Origin of the sequence: Streptomyces sp. NRRL F-4489 (genome assembly GCF_001509485.1) — a bacterium.
Taxonomy (GTDB): Bacteria; Actinomycetota; Actinomycetes; order Streptomycetales; family Streptomycetaceae; genus Streptomyces.
On the sequence record NZ_LLZI01000221.1, the window covers coordinates 46,193 to 64,229 of the forward strand.

Below are 18,037 nucleotides of genomic sequence, written 5' to 3' on the forward strand. Positions count from 1 at the left end.
GAAGGGAAACCAGGCGATTGGTCAACTGTCCGTAGCCGGACGGAAGTTGGGGGGTCGGAGGCCGCGGGTCCGCGCCGGGGCGGGCGTGCGGGTGGAGCGGCGGCAGGTGCGGACCGCCGGCGGCAACCCCGCATACCCACGGCGCACAACTGTTCATCATATGAACAATGTGGATTATGTCTTTGTCGGGACGTATCCCGGGAATCGGCTGTCCGTAAGCGAGTTGAGCAGCGAGAGGGTTCCGTCCCGTGCCTCCGCTTGCCGGCGGGGATGCGGTGCGCGGCGCCGGAGGAAAGCAGATGCTGATGGTCGCCGACCTGCTCGCGGATTGCCTCCGCCATGCGGGCGCCCTGGAAATCGACACCCTTCCCGTATGCGCCGACCCGGCCGAACTCCCGAGTGCCCGCGCGGCTTTCCTGGCCGCCGGACTGGCCGCCGTACGGGACCGGGGGGCGGACGCGGCCTGGGTGCAGTTCAATCTCGCACCGGCGCCGGAGAATCCGCTCCGGGCGCACGCCCGGCTGTATTCCGCGGCCCGGGAAATCCTCGATGCCGGACTGGCGCGCAATTTCTTCTTCATGCACAAGGAACCCGGTCTGCGGGTGCGGTTCGAGGCCCCGGAGGAGGCCGCGCGCGAGGCGCTGCGCGCGGAAGCGGCGCGCCGGCTGGCGGCCTGCGGAGGCTGGCGGGAAGCGCCGCGGAGCGCGGTGTACGAGGCCGAGCGGTACCTCTTCGGCGGCGCCGCGTCGATGCCTTTCGTGCACCGCCTCTTCACGGCCGATTCGCTGGTCTGGCTGGACCACTACAGCCGGTGTCCCGCCCCGGAGGGCGAGGCCGCGGCCTGGCGGCTGTCGCTGCTGACGCTGCGGGAGATGTTCGCGGGGCTCGGGGTGGTCGGGTGGGAGCACCGCGGCGTCTGGGAGGCGGTACGGGAGCACACCGGCCGGCGGGTCGCGGCCGCGGCCCGGGACGGGGGCGGGGCCGGCGGGCGGGCGGCCTGGGAGCGGGCCGCCGCGGGCATCCGGGAGTTCTGGGGGCGGCCCGCGGACGGCATGCTCGCCGCGTTCCCCGAGGAGCGTCGGGACGCCCTCGCCGCGCGGGCCGCGGCGGTCGGCGAGGCCGCCCGGCGGTGGCGCGCCGGCTACTTCGAGGCGGGCGCCGCCACCACCGGCCCGCGCCGCGCCGCCGCCTACGCGGTGGTCTTCCACTGGAACCGCGCCCGGATGTCGTTCGCCCGGCAGTGCCTGCTGACGGACGCGCTCGCGGCGGACGGGGACGGGGAGCGCTGTACGGGCCGTGGCGCGGGCGGCGGGTGTACGGGCGACGGGCCCACGGGCGGTGGCGGGACCGGTGACGGGTGTACCGGCGGCGACGGGGGCGCGCGATGAGCGGCCGCGCGGGGGAGCCGGACGCGGGCCGGGCCGCGGGCGGCGCGCTGGGGGCGAGCGCGCTGCTGCGGATCGCGGGGCTGCCGGGCGCGGTGTGGGCGTCGGCCGGCAACGGCCCGCTGTTCGCCCGGGCCGCCGGCCTGGCGGAGGAGACCCGCCAACTGGCCGTGCGCGCCGCGGCGTTGGGCGATCGGCTCGGCACCGACCTCGTCCCCGATCCGGCGCTGGCCGACGCGGCGCGCGGCCCGGTGCTCGCCCTCCGCCGCCGGCTGCACGCCGGTTCCGCCCCCGGCCCGGGGGACACCGCCGTCCTGGCCACCGTGGCCGCCCTCTCCCCGGCGCTCGCGGACGACCTCGCCGACCTGGCCGCGCGGGCCGCGACCCTGGCCGCCGTCCGGGAGGACTTCGCCACCGCGGTCGCCGCCGAACACGAACGGGTCGGCCGGCTGGCGCTCGGCCTGCTGCACACCGACCCGGTGCTGTGGAACCACCTCGCCGGCGCCGCGCCCCGCATCGTCGCCGACTTCGCCCGGCGGGCCGCGGCCGGCGAGCCCTGGCACGGCAAGCGGCTGCGCAAATACACCGGTTACGTCTGGCGGGTGGCCGCCCGGGCCGCGGCCAAGACCACCCCGCGCGACTGGCTCGGCCAGCTCGCCGCCGTCCCCCTCGGCCCGCCGCACCAGGACCGCGCCGGGGGCGGCCGGCTGCTCGTCCCGGGGGCCGAGGCCGGCCCGCTGGCCCTCAGCACCATGGAGAACGTCCACCTCCTCTGGGACCGGCTGCGGACCCTCGGCCCGGACACCGCGGGGCCCGCCACCCCGTTGGCGCTCACCCCGCTGCACCTGCCGGCGCCCGGGGGCGTGCTGCGCTGCGCGGTCGTCGACACCGGGGCCGGCGGCGCCCGGCTGCGCCGGATCGAACTGCGCCGCACCCCCGTCCTCGACGCGGTACTGGCCCTCCTCGCCACCGGCCCCCGCCCGCTCGCCGAGATCGAACGGCAGCTCACCGCCCGGCTGCGTTCCCCCGGGCACACCACCGCGGACGGCCGCCGGCGGGCCGCCGCCGCGCTCCGCGGCTTCCTGCTGCACCTGCTGCGGCTCGGCGTGCTCCAGGTCTGCGCCGCACCCAGGCAGCGCCACCTGGACTGGGCGGCCGCCGGACGGATCCGCACCCCGGACGTCCCGCCCGGCATATCCCCGGCGCTCGCCCCGCAGCCCGCGCCCGGCCGGGCGGCCCAGCGGGCGGCACCCGACCAGGACGCCACCTGGTTCACCGACTCGTACCGCCTCCTGGACAGCGTGCCGGGCACCGGCCCCGGTTCCGCCGCGCTGGAGCGCGTCACCCGGGGGCTGCGGCTCGCGGGCCGCCTGGCCGCCCTGGGCGCCGCCGACCGCGAACCGGCGGACGCCGCGGCCGGCCGGCCGCCGCACCCCGACCTGGCGGACCTCGGGCCCGAGCCGCGGTCGGTGGCCGATCTGATGACGGCGCTGCCGCCCGCTGCCGGGCCGGACGGCGGGACCGGGCCGGACGCCGGAAGCGGGCCGGACGACCGGAACGCGGCGGACGACCGGAACGCGCGCCCCCGGTACGAGGGCTGGCACCCGGCCCGGACGCCCGGCTCCGGCTACGCCCGGCTCCTCGCCCACCTCGCCGACCGCCTCGACGCGGACCATCTCGACCTGGACGACGCCCTGCTGGACGCGCTGGGCGCCCCGGCCGCCGCCCCCGAACTCCTCACCGCCTGGCCCGCGGACTGCCTGCTGCGCCCGCTCGGCGATCCGCACGGGCCGGTCGCCGTCCTGGAGACGGTCTCCCCGGCCGGCGTCCTCGACGCCCGCTTCGCCGAGGCCCTGGGCGCCCGGCGCGCCCTCCCGCCCGGCACACCGCGCGAAAGCCGGGGTGGAGACCGGGGCGCGGGCCGGGGCGCGGACCCGGGCTACCCCAACCCCGCCGCCTACCGCGCCTTCCTCGCCGCCGTCGAACGGGCCGTCGGCGTCCGCTTCGTCGAGGTGCTGGTCCCGCCGCTGGACGCCCGCGCCGCCAACGCCGTCCGCCGCCCGGTCCTCACCCGGTGGTGCGCAGGTGACCCCAACACCGCGCTGTACTACGGGAGTTCGGGTGCCGGGGGAGCGGGAGGCGGGGACACCGCGCGCCCTGAGGAAACCCCGGACCCCGGGGACACCCCGGACCCCGGAGACGCCCTGGACCCCGCAGACCCCGCCCACCCCGGAAGCGTCCGCCATCTCCCCCTCCACCGGATCACCCTGCGCACCGAAGGCCCCCGGATTGTCGCGGAGGCCGACGGGGTCCGCGTCCTTCCCGTCCACCACGCCACCCGCACCGCCGCCCCGCCCTACGACCGGCTCACCCGGCTGCTGATGGCGGCCGCCCACCCCGCCACCCGGCACGTCGTCCAACTGGGCGGGCTCATCGGGGCGTTCCCCGATGCCCGGCGGGTACCGCGGCTGTCGGTCGGCGGGGAACTCGTCGTCAGCCCCGCGCAGTGGCGTATCGCGGCGGACGAGCTGTGGGCGCCCGGCGCCCCGGAGGCCGACAAGGTCACCGCGCTGGCCGTGCTGCGGCGCACCCGCCGGCTGCCCCGCTTCTGCTTCGTCCGCGCGGCGCCCGGCGCCAAGCCCGTACCCGTCGACCTGGCGGCGCTGCCCGCGCTGCGGACGCTGGAACGGCTGCGCGAGGCGGCGGCGGACGGACCGCTGATCGCCGAGGAGGCGCTGCCCGGGCCCGGCCGCTCGCCGGTGCGGGACGCCCTCCACCACGGCGCCGCGGTCGCCGCGCAGCTCCAGCTCAGGGTCCCCTGCGCCGCCCGGCCGGCGGAGCTGGCCGCCCGCGCCGCCGCGGCCCTGCGCGACTGGCTCGGCCCGCCGCCACCCGCGGCGGACCCACAGACCACCCCGGACGCCCGCGGCGACGGGCACCCGCCGGGGCGGATCCGCACACCGAGAGAAGGAGGGCAACCATGCCCACGATCGAACTGACCGAACTCGACACCCTCATCGACGACCTGGACGCCCGGATCACCGAGTCCGAGCTGCCCAGCGCCGAGGCGTACACCGAAGCCTGCTCCGGCGTCTGCACGGTGATCATCTGTAACACCGCGGTCGTCTGCCTCTGAGTCAACCGCTGACGCGGTTGCGGGACCGGACCACCGGTGCCACTGAGTGACCGACGAGCCGCCCGGCCCCGCGCCGGGCGGCTCCCCGTGCGGAAGGAGAACCGGACACCATGCGCCAGGCAACCGGCAGCGACCGGGAGACCCGCCTACGGGCGCACGCCGTCGAGGACGCGGTGGAGCTGCTCGACCGGTGGACGGAGCGGACCGGCACCGCCCGGGCCCCGGACCCGGCCGCCGGCCACCCCTCGGACCCGGGTATTCCGGTACTCGCGCGCCTGGTGGCGGAGTGCGGCGACCCGGCCGCCACGGCCACCGCGGCCCGCGCCACCGCCCGGTGGGCCCGCTCCGCCGGCCGCGGCCCGGGCCACCCCGGCCTCTACGACGGCGGGCTGGCCGGGACCCTCGTCGGGCTGCGCCACGCCGCCGCCCTCCACCCGCAGCTGCACCGGGTCGCCGACCGCCTGGCCGGCCGGCTCCTCGACCGCACCCTGGCCGGCACCGCGCGGACCGTCCCCGGAGCGGTGACCTTCCGCGACTACGACCTGATCCTCGGCCCGGCCGGCACCCTCCTCGCCCTGAGCACCGCCGCGCCCGACCGCCTCGGCGACCCGGACAGGCCCGGCGGCCCCGGTGCCCCCGGCCCGTCGCGGGCCCGCGCCCTCACCCGGCTCGCCCGCCCCCTGGCCGCCCTGTGCGCAGCCCCCGACCTCGGCGGCCTGCGGGCGCACTACCTCGGCCACCCGCACCTCGGCTGGCTGCACGGGCGCGTCAACACCGGTATGGGCCACGGCGTCGCGGGCCTGCTGACCGCGCTCGCCACGGCCGTCCGCCACGGGGAGGACCGCGGTGGCCCGGAGGTGGCCGCCGCGCTGGGGCGGGCGAGCGGCTGGCTGCGGCGCCAGTCGTTCACCGACGCCCGCTCCATCCGCTCCTGGGACGGCGCGGGACCGGCCGCCGCCCCGCCGGAGGGGGCCCGCCGCCGCCAGGCGTGGTGCTACGGCGCCCCGGGCGTCAGCTGGGCGCTGTGGGAGGCGGCGGACGCCCAACCGGACGCGGCGGCGCGCGAGTTCGCCATCGACGCCTTCGCCGGTCTGGCCGCCGGCTACCACGAGGAGTTCCACCTCTTCGGCGACCACCCCGGCGACCGCCTGGGCCTGTGCCACGGCGCCGCCGGCGTGCTGGCCGTCGCCGACGCGCTGTTCCGCCACGCCGGGCTGCCGGCGGCCGGGGTACTGCGGGCCCGGCTCCTCGGCCATCTTGACCGCGGGCGGGCGGAGATCCGGGCGCTCGGCGCGGAGCGGATGGCCCTGCTCGGCGGCGCGGCCGGCACTCTGAGCGCGGTGCTCACCGCCACCGGCGGCGACCGCGCCTGGCTGCCGTGCCTGGGCCTGCGCTGAGCCGGGCCCGGCCGCGCCCGCCCCGGTTGCGTAACCGCGCAGGTGAATGACCGTTAACCCGGCCATGGGCGACATGAACGACCGGCTGCTGAGCCTGGTGGACGGTGTGGTGGATCTGGACGAGGAGCGGCTGCCGCTGCTGACGCTGCGCGAGGCCCGGGCGGCGGTCGAACTGCTGCGGCTGCTGGCCGCCGGCAGCGGCGAAGGCTCGTACGCCGCACGCCACTTGGCGCGCAATCTCGTACGCCGGCTGCCGACCGAGGGCTGAACGGGGCGCCGGCGGGCGGCGGTTGTGCGGGCGGCAGGGCCCGGGACCCGGGCGAAAACCGCGATCGGTAGGATTTTCGCATGGCGAAACACCTGTTATTCGTAGCCCTCTTCGGCCACGGGCACGTCAACCCCACGCTGCCGCTGGTCGAAGAACTCATCCGGCGCGGCCACCGCGTGGACTACGCCACCAGCGCGGAACACGCCGAGGCCGTCACCCGGGCCGGCGCCCGCTGGGTGGAACTCCCGCCGATCGCGCCGATCGATCCGCCCACCGAATTCGGACCCGAGGTCTTCGGCACCTTCCTGCGCCATGTCTTCGCCGGTATGCGCGCCGCCTACCCGGTGCTGCGCGACCACTGCGCCACCGAGCGGGTGGACGCGGTCTGCTACGACGCGATGAACTGGTCGGCCCGGGTCGTCGCCGAGCAGCTGGGCATCCCGGCCGTGCAGTGCCTCCCGCACTTCGCCGGGAACGAGCACTTCTCGCTGTTCGCCGAGTTCACGCACGGCCCCGGCGGCGAGAACGTCTTCGCGAAGGCGCTCGGCCCCGACTGCGCGGAGTTCGCGGCGGAGTTCGGCGTCGAGCTCGACCCGGCGCAGATGGACGTCACCGAGAAGCTCAATCTGGTCTTCATACCCCGGGAGTTCCAGCCGGCCGGTGACACGTTCGACGAGCGGTACCACTTCATCGGGCCCTCGGTCGGCAGCCGCGCGGACGAGGAGTGGTCGCCGCCGGACGCGGACAAGCCGGTGCTGTTCATCTCGCTGGGGACGGTGTTCAACGACCGGCCGGAGTTCTACCGCACCTGCCTCGAAGCCTTCGGCGACGGGGCGTACCACGTGGCGATGACCGTGGGCGGGGTCGACCCGGACGCCCTCGGGCCGATCCCGGAGTGCTTCGACATCCGCTCCCGCTTCCCGCAGCCGGCCGTGCTCCGGCGGGCCGCCGCCTTCGTCTCGCACACCGGCATGAACTCCACGATGGAGGCGCTGTACTACGGCGTCGGCCTGGTCGCCGTCCCGCAGATGCCCGAACAGGCCGCCAACGCCGAGCGGGCGCGGGAGCTGGGCCTCGGCGAGCGGCTGGACGCCCGTACCCTCACCGCCGAGTCGCTGCGCGCCGCGGTCGACCGGGTCGCCTCCGGCGCCGAGGTGCGCGCCAACCTCGACCGGATGCGCGAGGTGGTCCGGTCGAGCGGCGGTGCCGTGCGCGGCGCCGACCTGATCGAGGAGTACCTGGGCGGCTGACCGCCCGGTGGCGCGGTGCCCCTCCGCCCGGCCCGGAGGGGCACCGCCCACCCCGCACCACGCCCCGCCCGCCGTCCCGCTGGCCCTGATCGTGTCCGCCGGGATAGAACGGAACGAGGAACAACGGCAGCACCAGAGGCGACATATGGGTGCGAACGGCGCGCCGCGAAGGCGAGCCACGGAAGGCGGGCAGGGCGGATGACCAGCGAGGACGGCGGGCAGATGGGGCAGCACGGCGACCAGGTCGTGGCGACGGACTCGGGCCGGGTCCGGGGCCGGCTCGAAGGGGAGGCGGCGGCGTACCGCGGGATCCCCTATGCCGCGTCCCCGGTCGGCGCCCTCCGCTTCGCCCCGCCGCGGCCCTGCCCGCCCTGGCCGGGCATACGGGAGGCGGTGCAGGCCGGCCCCGCCGCGCCCCAGGCGCCGTCCCGGCTCGAAGCCGTCATGGGCACCCGCACCCCCGACTGGGACGAGGACGGCTGCCTGACGCTGAACGTCTGGGCCCCGGCGGCGGCCCGCGAGGACGGCCGGCCCCGCCCGGTCCTGGTGTGGTTCCACGGCGGCGGCTTCAGCAGCGGCTCCGGCGGCTGGGACTGGTACGACGGCGGCCGGCTCGCCGCCCGCGGCGATCTCGTCGTGGTCACCGCCAACTACCGCCTGGGACCGCTCGGTTATCTCCACCTCCCGGAGATCGGCGCCGACAACCTCGGCTGCCGGGACCAGGCCGCCGCGCTGCGCTGGGTGCGGGACAACATCGCCGCGTTCGGCGGCGACCCGGGCACCGTCACGGTCGGCGGCCAGTCCGCCGGCGCCTTCTCCGCCCTGGCCCTGGCCACCGACCCGGCGACCGCCGGACTCGTCCACCGCGTCCTGCTGCAGAGCGGTCCCTGGAGCCTGCCGCCGCAGGACCCCGCGCGCGCCACCGAGCACGCCCGCGCCTACCTCGGCCTCCTCGGCGTACCGGAGGACCACACCGACCCCGGCGCGGCCCTGCGCGCCCTGCCCGCCGGCCAACTCATCGACGCCTACGGCACGTTGGCACGCCAGCTCGCCGGCGGTGTCGCCCCGCCGATGTACCCCGTCCTCGGCGGCGCCGGCACCGCCCTGGCCTTTCCGGACGCGCTCGCCGCGGGCGCCCTGGACGGAAAACCGCTGCTCATCGGCACCACCCGCGACGAGATGACCGCGTTCCTGGGGCTCGACCCGGCGATCCGGTCCCTCACCCGGGACGGCGCCGTGGACCTCCTCGCCCGGCAGGCGCCCGGCGACGGCGAGGCCGAGCGGCTCTACGCGCGCTACGCCGACCGCCTCCCGGACGCCACTCCGGGCCGGATCGTCATCGCCGTCCAGACCGACGAGCAGTTCCGCGCCGGCGCCCTGGAGATCGCCGACCGCCACGCCACCGCCGGCCACCCCGCGTACGTCTACGAGTTCGACTACGCGGCGCCCGGCGCGGACAACCCCCTCGGCGCCTGCCACTGCGCCGAACTCCCCTTCCTCTTCGGCACGTTCGACGCCTTCCGGGGCAGCCCCATGCTCGGCCGCCCGGACGCCGCCGCCCGCGCCCTCGGCGACGCCTTCGCCGACGCGGTCGCCGGCTTCGTCACCACCGGCGTCCCGCACGGCATCGCCGCCTATGAGCCCGGCACCCCCGGCAGCGTCCGCCACTTCGCACCGTCCCCGGCGGACGGCGGCGACCCGCGCTGAACCGCGGACCGCACCCGCCGCCGGGAGGCCGAGTTGGTCCGACTCGGCCGGCGGCGGGTCGCCCCCGGTCTCAGCGGCCGGGCAGGCCCGCCGCGGCCGCCGCCGCCCGGGACGGCCCGCGCAGCCCCGCCGCCCCGGCCCGCGCCACCAGCACCCACTGCTGCGCCAGCAGCACCACCCCGAAGTAGCACAGCACCGTCACCGCGCCCAGCCCGGCCGCCACCTGCGTATCGATCAGGAAGTGCTGCCCCAGCCCGGCGACCCACAGCACCGCGGTGAGCGGTGTCCCGCGCCGCGTCACCCGGCCGTCGCGCACCGCCAGCCGCACGGTGTACGCCCGTACCGCCGCCAGCGCGATCCCGATGACCAGGCTCGCCGCCACCAGCGCGCCGTCCCGGACGGACAGCGGCCGGACCGTGGCGTACCAGCCGGTCTGCACCGCGCCGATGGCCAGCAGCACCAGGCCCGCCACCGGCTGTTCCCGGAGCGGCCGTTCGCGCAGCTGCCGGGACAGCAGCCACAGCAGCACCGCGGCGGTGAGGACGAGATCGGTGGTGGTCGGATCGTTCATGGCCTCCGGCTTCCGGTACGTGTGACGGCGCGCGAACCGGCGTCCGCGCGCGGGCGGATGAGCCCGCCCGCCTCCCACTCTGCGCCCCGGACCCGGGCCGGCGGATCAGCCACCGGGGTGGAGAAAAGGGTGGAGATCGCCGGCCCGGGGGACGGTGAGCCCGTCCCCCGGGAGCGGGGTCCCGTCCCCGGGAGCAGGGGTGCCGGGCCACCGCCGCCACAATGTCCGGGTGCCGAACGATCAAGATCACGCCCCCGCCCTGGGGACCCGCGGCCCGAGGGCCGGTGGCTTCCGGGCCGGCCTCGACGCGTCCCGGCTCCGCCGGATCGCCCTGAACGCCCTGGCCATCGCCTTCGCCGTGGTCTTCTACCACCCGTCCGACCACCCGCCGGGCGTCACGGCCGCGTTCGGCGCCCTGCTCGGCCTGTGGGCGGCCACCACGGCCGTCCGGCACGTGCTGCCCCGGCCGTGGCCGGCGGTGGCGTGGAGCGTGCTCCTGATCGGCGGCGCGGTGTGCGCCGGCTTCAGCCCCGCCAACCCGTCCGCACCGGCGTTCGTCGGCTCGGCCGGACTGTTCCTCCTCCTCTCCGCCGTCGAGACCCCGGCGCCGTGGATCGCCGGTGTGCTCGCCGCCGGCATCCTCGGCTTCGTCCTCGCGCACGGCGCGGCCGGCGGCGGGCCCCCGGTCGCCGTCGCGGTCCTGATCTCCGCCGTGACCGGCTTCGGCTTCGGCCTGCTGTCCCGGGTGAACGGCCTGGACCGCCGCACCGAACGCGACCGGGCCGAACGGCGGGCGGAGACCGCGGTGTTGGCGGAACGCGCCCGGATCGCCCGCGATCTGCACGACGTCCTCGCCCACTCGCTCGGCGGCCTGGTGATCCAGCTGGACGCGCTGGACGCGGTCTCCACCGCCCGCGGCGCCGACCCCGACGTACTGCGACGGGTGCGTACCGCCCGGGAGATGGCCGCGGACGGCCTGGTGGCCGCCAAGCACGCGGTGGACGCGCTGCGCCGGCTGCCGGCCGGGATCGACGCGGCGCTCGGCGAGATCGCCGCGGGCGTCCGCGCCCAGGGGATGGCGGTGGACGTCGAGATACGCGGCGAGGCCGCCCGCGTGCCCGGCCCGGTCAGCGAGGTCCTGGCCTCCGTCACCGTCGAGGCGCTGACCAACGCCCGCAAGCACGCCCCGCAGCGGCCGGCCGGCGTCCTGGTCGAGGCCGGCCGGGACGCCGTACTGCTGCGCGTCACCAACCCGCTGGCGCCGCCCGGCACCGCGCCCGAGCCCCGCCTCGCGGGCGGGCACGGCATCCCCGGGATGCGGGAGCGGGCCCGGATCGTCGGTGGCAGACTGTCCGCCGGCCCGACGAACGGAGAGTGGATCGTGGAATGCCGGGTGCCCTATGCGTGACCGACCGATCCGGGTGATCGTCGCCGACGACCAGGCCGCGGTGCGCGACGGCCTGGTGACCATCCTCGCCCACGAACCCGGCATCGAGGTCGTCGGCGCCGCGGCCGACGGCGCCACCGCCCTGGACCTGGCCCGCCGCCTGGATCCCGACGTGGTGCTGATGGACCTGCGGATGCCCGGCACCGACGGCATCACCGCCACCCGCGCCCTGTCCGCCCTCGACCCGGCGCCCGCGGTCCTGGTGCTGACCACCTACGCCGACGACGAGTCCATCGCCGGCGCGCTCACCGCGGGCGCGGCCGGCTACCTCACCAAGAGCGCCGGACGCGCCCAGATCGTCTCCGCGCTCACCGCCACCGCCGACGGCCACCGCACCTTCGCCCCCGAGATCGCCTCCGCCATGGTCCGCGGCCTGACCCACCGCACCGCCCTGGAACGCCTCGCCGCGGCCCACTCCCTGACGGTCCAGGAGACCCGGGTCCTCCAGCTCCTCACCGAACGCCGCACCAACCGCGCCATCGCCGAGGCCCTCCACGTCTCCGTCGCCACCGTCAAGACCCATGTGAACAACCTCTTCGGCAAACTCCGGGTGAGCGGACGCGCGGAGGCGGCGGCCCTGGTCGAGCGGGTGCGCGAGGAAGGGCTTTGAGGGCGGCCGTGGGTGCCGGGGCCGAGGGCGGCCGTGGGCGGGGCAACCGCCGGACGGCCCACCGCGTCTTGATCATGGGAGCACCGGCCGTTGGGCGGGCCGCCCCCACGCCTCCGTCCCCCGCCGCCGAGGAGAACCGGTGACCGACAAGCAGCCCGCCGCCCCCGCCGACCCCGACCGCACTCCGGTCGGCCACGGCCCCTGGTGGGCGGGTCTGGGCCCGATCGGCGGCGCCGCGCTCCTCGTCCTCGGCCTGGGCCTGGCCGCGTACGTCTTCCTCTGGGGCGGGGGCTCCCTGGCCGACACCCGCCTCTACGGAGCGGCCAAGGTCGTGGCCATCGGCCTCGTGGTCCTGGGCACCACGCTGCTCAGCCGCCGCCGCGGCACCCCGGCCTCGGACGACGGCGACGCGACCTGACCCCGCCCCCAGTCCCAGTACGCCGTCATGTACGAGGCTCGGGGGCGGCGGCCGCCGGGCCGGGCGCGGCGGTCAGCGAGGCCGGCGGAACCGGCTCCGGCAGCGTACGGAGGAGCAGCCAGCTCACCGCGGGCAGCGCGATCAGCGGGGTGAGGGCCGTACGCAGCGACGTGGCGTCGGCGAGGCCGCCGATGAGCGGACTGGCGAGCCCGCCGACGCTGACGGCCAGCCCCAGCGTGATGCCGCTGGCGGTGCCCATCCGGCTGGGGAGGTAGTCCTGGCCCAGCGTGACCTGCAACGAGAACGGGACGTACAGACCGGCCGAGGCCAGCGCCACGAACAGGTACACCGCCGGCCCCGGGACGCAGACCACGCCCGCGACCGCCGCGACCGTGAGGAGATACGACCGGCGGACGACGGTGACCCGGTCCCAGCGGTTCGCCAGACTGCCGCCCAGCACCGTACCCACCGCCCCGCCCAGGTAGAGCACGCACAGCGCCGCCGTACCCGCCGCCGGCCCGCCACCCGTGCGCTGCCGCACATAAAACGCGATGAAGGTGATCAGCCCGATGAAGACGATCGAGCGGCAGACCACCGCCAGCGCCAGCCGGACGCACGACGCCCGGTCATCCCACGTTTGATGCGCATCGCCATCAACCACCTTGCATTTGAAGGGAGTTGATGCACCGCCCAGTTCCTCGGCCCTCGTCCCCCTCGCGGCCACCATGCGCAACACCGGCAGGCAGAGCACGCTGCCGGCGAGGGCCGGTATCGCCAGCAGCGGAGACCGGTGCAGAGCGCCACTGGAGACCACGGCGGTGACCAGGAGCGGCGCGGCCGCGAAGCCGAGGTTGCCGCCCAGGGAGAACCACCCCATCGCGGTATGGCTGCCCCGGCCCGCGATCCGCGCCACCCGGGCCGACTCCGGGTGGTACGCCGCCACCCCGACCCCGGACACCACCACGAACGCCAGCGTCCAGGCGTACGCACCGGACAGCCCGCTGAGCGCGATGCCCAGTCCGCCCAGCAGCGTGCTCACCGGCAGCAGCCAGGGCAGCGCCCTGCGGTCGGTGGGCGCGCCGAACAGCGGTTGCGCGACCGACGACAGCAGCGACGCGGCGAGCACGATGCCCGAGGCCGCGGCGTAGGAGTAGGCGCGTTCGGCGACGAAGAACGGTACGAGCGAGGCCACGGCGCCCTGATGGACGTCGACACAGGCATGCCCGGCGGCCAGCAGCAGGACCGCCGCGTTCTCCGCGGGGCCTGGCGACGCGTTCGCCGAGGGGCCTGGCGACGCGTTCGCCGCTCCGCTCGTCGCCGCGTTCATCGGTGAGTTCGTTGAGAGGTGTCTCGGCGCGCCCGCCACCCGCGCGTTCTGGGTGCCGGCCGGCGCCGTCCATGCCCACCAGGCCCACGGCACCCTGGAGTTGCACCTGGTCGGCCTGCCCGCCACCGACCATCCGCTCGGACTGGACGAGCCGACCGTGCTCGCCGTCGGCCCCCTGCTGCGCGAGCTGATCCTCGCCTACACCCGCGCCCCGCACGACGACAGCCCCGAACGCGGACGCCTGCGGGCCGTTCTGCTGGACCAGCTGCGGGCCTCGCCCCAGCAGCCCGTCCATCTCCCCGCCCCCAGGTCGCCCCGGCTGACGGCGCTGTGCGACCTGCTGCGCGCCGACCCGGCGAGCAACCGCACGCTCGCCGCCCTCGGCCGCCGGATCGGCGCGAGCGACCGCACCCTGTCCCGGCTCTTCCGCGATGAACTGGGCATGACGTTCCCGCAGTGGCGCACCCAACTGCGCCTCTACCACGCCTTGGTCCTGCTGGCCGAGGGCACCCCGGTCACCACCGTGGCGCACCTGTGCGGCTGGGCCTCCGCCAGCGCGTTCATCGACGTCTTCCGCCGCGCCTTCGGCCACACGCCCGGAGCCCACATGTCCCAGGCAGTGGCGACGGAAACCGGGCGTTAGGCCACGAGGGCGGCGATCCGGCGCCGCGGGGCGGTCAGTTGGCCGCCCTCTGTGCGCCGAGGTGGGAGCGGTGCCGGTCCACGATTCCCTCGACGATCTTCATCAGTCGGTCTCCCGTCTGATCGATGCTTCCGTTCTGTGTGCTGACCTGCGCCCCTTCGAGTACGAAGGTGATCTCGGCCGCGGCCTGTGCGGGGTCGGGCATCCGGGCTCTGGCGCACATGCCGGTCAGCCTGCGGGTCTGGTGGGCCTTGTGCTCCTCGATCACTCGCCGTGCCGGATGATGGCGGTCGGGCAGCTCGGCGAGGGAGTTGATGAACGGGCAGCCCCTGTAGGAGATCGCCGGCAGCCCCTCGGCGATGAAGCGGGCCAGGCCCAGAATCTGCTCCTCGGGTTGGTCGGGGTATTCGGTTTCCACGCGGTCGAAGGCCGCCTGATAGTCGGCGGCGACGATCCGCAGCCATTCCGCGACCAGCGCGTCCTTGGTCTCGAAGTGCCGGTAGATCGCCATCTTGGTGGTCTCGGCCTTGTCGGCGATCGCCTGGACCCCCACCTGCCGGATCCCTTCTCTCTGGAAGAGCTCTTCGGCGGCGTCGAGAATGCGCTCACGAGGCGGCAGCTTCGCCACTCTGCTCGGCCTTCTGAGGGTCGATGCCATGACTACTCCGTCACTCCGGCTGGTCGATCGTGGGGTTCGCACCCCTTACGGTACCAGCCCGACCCTTTCGATACCGTAGGGTATCGTTCGGTGCTCGACGGTATCGTTCTTGTCAGGGAGTGACAGTGAGAGTTTCCGAATACGTGAGCTTTGACGCGGTCGGGCTGGCGGAGCTGGTGGCCAAGGGCGAGGTACTCCCCGCCGAACTGGAGGCAGCCGCACGCGAGGCGGTACAGGCAGTGGATCCGCAGATCAACGCCGTCGTGGAGACCTGGCCGACCGAGGACGAACCTGTCCCCGGCAGCACACCACTGGCCGGCGTCCCTTTTCTGATCAAAGACATCGCGGTGGCCATGACCGGGAGGCGAATGGAGCTGGGAAGCCGTCTGGCGGCCGGTAACGTCGCCGGCGCCGACTCCTCACTGATGCGGCGCTTCCGTCGGGCCGGCCTCGTGACATTCGGGCGCACCGCGACACCGGAGATGGCTTACGGCATCTCGACGGAATCAGCGTTGTACGGCGCGACCCGCAACCCGTGGGACCTGGAGCGGAGCGCGGGCGGCTCCAGTGGAGGCGCGGCCGCCGCTGTCGCCGCCGGAGTGGTCCCGATGGCCCATGGCACCGACGCCGCCGGATCGGTCCGCATCCCCGCCGCCTGCAACGGCCTCTTCGGGATCAAGCCCACCCGTGGCCGGGTCTCCATGGGGCCCGACATCGACGAGGTCTTCAACGGCCTGGCCGTGCACGGCAGCGTCAGCCGCACCGTACGCGACAGTGCGGTACTGCTCGACCAGATACGCGGCCCGGAATCGGGCGACCCCTACTTCGCCCAGCAGCCGTCACGGCCGTACGCGGAGGAAGTCACCCGTGATCCGGGCTCGTTGCGCATCGGTGTCCTCGCCCAGGCGTGGGGCGGACGCCGCACTGCCGCACCGGTGACCGACGCCCTCTCCCGCACCGTGCGGTTGCTTGAATCCCTCGGCCACCAGGTGAACGAGGCTGAGGTCGACCTCGGCGCCGACTGGGAGGAATTCGTCCTGGCCAATGCCCGACTCATGACAGTGAACCTCACCACCCTGGTCGACGGGCTGGCCGCCGCCTTCGGCCGTCCCATCGACTCCTCGACCCTTGAGCCGGCGACCCTCGCCGGCTACCACTACGGGCAGCGGGTCGGCGGCGCGCAATTCCTCACCGCTCTCGCGATGCGGAACCGGGTGGCCCGAAGCCTGGCGCGGTACTTCGACGCGTACGACATCCTCCTCACGCCCACCCTGCCGGAGCTTCCACTGCCTCTGGGCACCCATACCGAGGGCGCGGAGACACTGGACGGCCTCGGCTGGATCGAGCGCATCAATGACCTGTCGCCGTTCACCATGCCGTTCAACGTGGCGGGCACGCCCGCGATGTCCGTACCCGTGACGGCCGACGCCGGGACGGGGCTCCCGGTCGGTATGCAGTTCGCTGCCGGATATGGCCTGGAAAGCCGGCTCTTCCGCCTCGCCGGACAACTGGAACAGGCAAGTCCGTGGTCAGGCCGAACCCCCACGGTATGGGCAGGGGACCACCCAGGCCGCTGAAGAACGCTCTCTCGCGCATGCGAGCGCGATCGATTGGTGAAGGAGTATCAACCATGGTTGAGCGCATCGACGTGCGCATTCCCCTGCCCGACGGCATCGAACTGGCCGCCTGGCTGTTCTTTCCCGAGAACGCCGAAAAGCCGTTGCCCGCCATCACCATGGCCCACGGTTTCGGCGGCACCCGCCATCACGGCATCGAGCACACAGCCCGCCGCTTCAGCGAGGCCGGCTACGCGGTTCTCCTCCACGACCATCGCAACTTCGGCGACAGCGGCGGCACACCTCGTCAGGACATCGACCCGTACCAGCAGATCGCCGACTGGCGATGGGCCATCACCTATCTCGGCACACGCAGGGAAATCGACGAACAGCGCATCGGCATCTGGGGATTCAGCTACGCCGGTGGTCACGCCCTGGTCCTCGGGGCCACCGACCGCCGTATCAAAGCCGTTTACGCCCAGGCCCCCACCATCAGCGGCTACGAGACCGGACTGCGCCGCGTCCCGCCCCACGAGGTACGCGCCCTGGAAGAGCGATTCCACCAGGACGAACGCGACCAGCTGGCCGGCAAGCCGCCCGTCTACATACCCTTCGTCGACACCGGCACGAACCATGGCTCCCCGGCGGTCTACCCACAGCAGGGCGCCGCCGACTTCTACCTGCACCGGGCACCGGACGACACGTGGACGAACGAGGTGACCCTTCAGTCCAATCGCCGCGCCCGCGCCTACGAACCCGGTCAGTGGATCTCCCGCATCGCCCCCACCCCCCTGCTGATGCTCGTGGCCAAGGACGACGACGTCGCCCCCGCCGACATTGCCCTCGACGGCTTCAGCCGCGCCCGCGAGCCGAAAAAGCTCGTTCTCACGGACGGTAACCACTTCTTGTCCTACACGCAGCAGTCCGAACTCTCTTCCACGGTCGCGATCGACTGGTTCGACACCCACCTCGGGAACGCCGAGAAGAACGACTCCCGGCCGGACCTGTGACCCCGTTTCGCGCTGGCAGGACCCTGGATGGGTCACTTCGTCGCAGCTCAGTGGCCCGAGCCGCGCGCCCTGCCGTCCTCGGGCTCAGCCGGACGCGTCGGCTTTCCGGCGCCACTCCACCTCGTCGGGGGTCATCAACGCGCCGATGCTGTACACATCGCCGATCCGCAGATTGTCCGGTGTCGAATACTCCCCGTGAGCGGCGATCGTCGTGACGGAAACGAGGGAATCCGGCTGCCAATAGGTGCGGTAGTACGGCGAGTTGGCCCGTGCTTCGGGGACTTCCACCAGTGGCGTACCGCGCTTGAGCAGCAACCGCTGGAGTTTGTCGAAGCGCAGCCGGCGGGCGAACCGGCCGTACCGGTCGCGGATCTCCGCATTGACCTGCGCTCCGCATCGGCCGTGGGCCAGGCGGTGCACCTGCAGTGTGAAATGGTGGCCGGTCCACGGCTGTCCCGAATCTTCCCGAGACCAGAAGAATTCCGCCAACCCGTAATCGCGCCACATATCGCTTGGATCAAAGGAGTTCTCGGCGAATTCCGGCCCCAGGACGCCGGTGACCTGATCGGGACTGTCCGTCGGCCGGGCACCGAGAACCGTACCGGAGGACACCACATCGACATAGAACGCGAGGGAATAGGGAGTCAATTACCG

At 74.8% G+C, this 18,037-nt stretch carries 16 protein-coding genes and 1 pseudogene; 13 read left to right on the forward strand and 4 right to left on the reverse strand.

Going from position 1 to position 18,037, the window contains the following annotated elements:
* Positions 1–299: 299 nt before the first annotated feature.
* The 7 genes from ADL22_RS16320 to ADL22_RS16345 all read left to right on the forward strand — a co-directional run bounded on the left by ADL22_RS16320 (position 300) and on the right by ADL22_RS16345 (position 9,143).
* Positions 300–1,388 (forward strand): thiopeptide-type bacteriocin biosynthesis protein, encoded by a 1,089-nt coding sequence (locus ADL22_RS16320; RefSeq protein ID WP_066979273.1) that lies wholly within the window; start codon positions 300–302, stop codon positions 1,386–1,388.
* Complete coding sequence (locus ADL22_RS16325; protein ID WP_159048674.1) at positions 1,385–4,384, forward strand: lantibiotic dehydratase; 3,000 nt, start codon at positions 1,385–1,387, stop codon at positions 4,382–4,384. Before ADL22_RS16320 ends, ADL22_RS16325 begins: the two co-directional genes overlap by 4 nt.
* On the forward strand, positions 4,366–4,521 hold the full coding sequence (locus ADL22_RS35385) for a hypothetical protein (protein WP_159048675.1): 156 nt from the start codon (positions 4,366–4,368) through the stop codon (positions 4,519–4,521). Before ADL22_RS16325 ends, ADL22_RS35385 begins: the two co-directional genes overlap by 19 nt.
* Positions 4,522–4,631: 110 nt before the next feature.
* Positions 4,632–5,918, forward strand: coding sequence for a lanthionine synthetase LanC family protein (locus tag ADL22_RS36680; protein ID WP_066979278.1), 1,287 nt, complete (start codon positions 4,632–4,634; stop codon positions 5,916–5,918).
* Positions 5,919–5,964: 46 nt separating this feature from the next.
* Positions 5,965–6,186, forward strand: a complete 222-nt coding sequence (locus tag ADL22_RS16335) for a hypothetical protein (protein ID WP_234430721.1) — start codon at positions 5,965–5,967, stop codon at positions 6,184–6,186.
* An 80-nt stretch (positions 6,187–6,266) separates the two neighbouring features.
* Positions 6,267–7,436, forward strand: coding sequence for a macrolide family glycosyltransferase (locus tag ADL22_RS16340; protein ID WP_066979281.1), 1,170 nt, complete (start codon positions 6,267–6,269; stop codon positions 7,434–7,436).
* Between the two features lie 198 nt (positions 7,437–7,634).
* Positions 7,635–9,143 (forward strand): carboxylesterase/lipase family protein, encoded by a 1,509-nt coding sequence (locus tag ADL22_RS16345; protein WP_234430722.1) that lies wholly within the window; start codon positions 7,635–7,637, stop codon positions 9,141–9,143.
* A 70-nt stretch (positions 9,144–9,213) separates the two neighbouring features.
* Here the strand turns inward: ADL22_RS16345 and ADL22_RS16350 are convergent, their stop codons facing one another.
* The gene (locus ADL22_RS16350; protein ID WP_066979284.1) at positions 9,214–9,714 is read right to left on the reverse strand and encodes a hypothetical protein; all 501 of its coding nucleotides are present in this window, start codon (positions 9,712–9,714) and stop codon (positions 9,214–9,216) included.
* 229 nt (positions 9,715–9,943) lie between these two features.
* Between ADL22_RS16350 and ADL22_RS16355 the strand changes: the two genes are divergently transcribed.
* From ADL22_RS16355 to ADL22_RS16365, 3 genes are all read left to right on the forward strand, one after another.
* Positions 9,944–11,122 (forward strand): sensor histidine kinase, encoded by a 1,179-nt coding sequence (locus ADL22_RS16355; RefSeq protein ID WP_159048676.1) that lies wholly within the window; start codon positions 9,944–9,946, stop codon positions 11,120–11,122.
* Positions 11,115–11,771 (forward strand): response regulator transcription factor, encoded by a 657-nt coding sequence (locus ADL22_RS16360; RefSeq protein ID WP_066979289.1) that lies wholly within the window; start codon positions 11,115–11,117, stop codon positions 11,769–11,771. Before ADL22_RS16355 ends, ADL22_RS16360 begins: the two co-directional genes overlap by 8 nt.
* Positions 11,772–11,910: 139 nt before the next feature.
* Positions 11,911–12,189 (forward strand): hypothetical protein, encoded by a 279-nt coding sequence (locus ADL22_RS16365; RefSeq protein WP_066979291.1) that lies wholly within the window; start codon positions 11,911–11,913, stop codon positions 12,187–12,189.
* A 25-nt stretch (positions 12,190–12,214) separates the two neighbouring features.
* Here the strand turns inward: ADL22_RS16365 and ADL22_RS16370 are convergent, their stop codons facing one another.
* Positions 12,215–13,516, reverse strand: coding sequence for an MFS transporter (locus ADL22_RS16370; RefSeq protein WP_079064173.1), 1,302 nt, complete (start codon positions 13,514–13,516; stop codon positions 12,215–12,217).
* Between the two features lie 28 nt (positions 13,517–13,544).
* Between ADL22_RS16370 and ADL22_RS16375 the strand changes: the two are divergent.
* Positions 13,545–14,159, forward strand: a pseudogene (locus tag ADL22_RS16375) (AraC family transcriptional regulator); the annotation flags it as partial.
* A 34-nt stretch (positions 14,160–14,193) separates the two neighbouring features.
* Here ADL22_RS16375 and ADL22_RS16380 read toward each other — a convergent pair.
* Positions 14,194–14,817, reverse strand: a complete 624-nt coding sequence (locus tag ADL22_RS16380) for a TetR/AcrR family transcriptional regulator (protein ID WP_066979293.1) — start codon at positions 14,815–14,817, stop codon at positions 14,194–14,196.
* A gap of 125 nt (positions 14,818–14,942) precedes the next feature.
* Between ADL22_RS16380 and ADL22_RS16385 the strand changes: the two genes are divergently transcribed.
* Together ADL22_RS16385 and ADL22_RS16390 are read left to right on the forward strand one after the other, a co-directional pair.
* A complete protein-coding gene (locus ADL22_RS16385; protein WP_066979295.1) occupies positions 14,943–16,394 on the forward strand; it encodes an amidase in 1,452 nt (483 codons plus the stop codon).
* Positions 16,395–16,447: 53 nt separating this feature from the next.
* On the forward strand, positions 16,448–17,383 hold the full coding sequence (locus ADL22_RS16390) for an alpha/beta hydrolase (RefSeq protein ID WP_066979299.1): 936 nt from the start codon (positions 16,448–16,450) through the stop codon (positions 17,381–17,383).
* 84 nt (positions 17,384–17,467) lie between these two features.
* Here ADL22_RS16390 and ADL22_RS16395 read toward each other — a convergent pair whose 3' ends face one another.
* Positions 17,468–18,031 carry a hypothetical protein gene (locus tag ADL22_RS16395; RefSeq protein ID WP_066979301.1) on the reverse strand — a complete coding sequence of 188 codons (564 nt, stop codon included), beginning with the start codon at positions 18,029–18,031 and terminating at the stop codon, positions 17,468–17,470.
* Positions 18,032–18,037 lie beyond the last annotated feature (6 nt).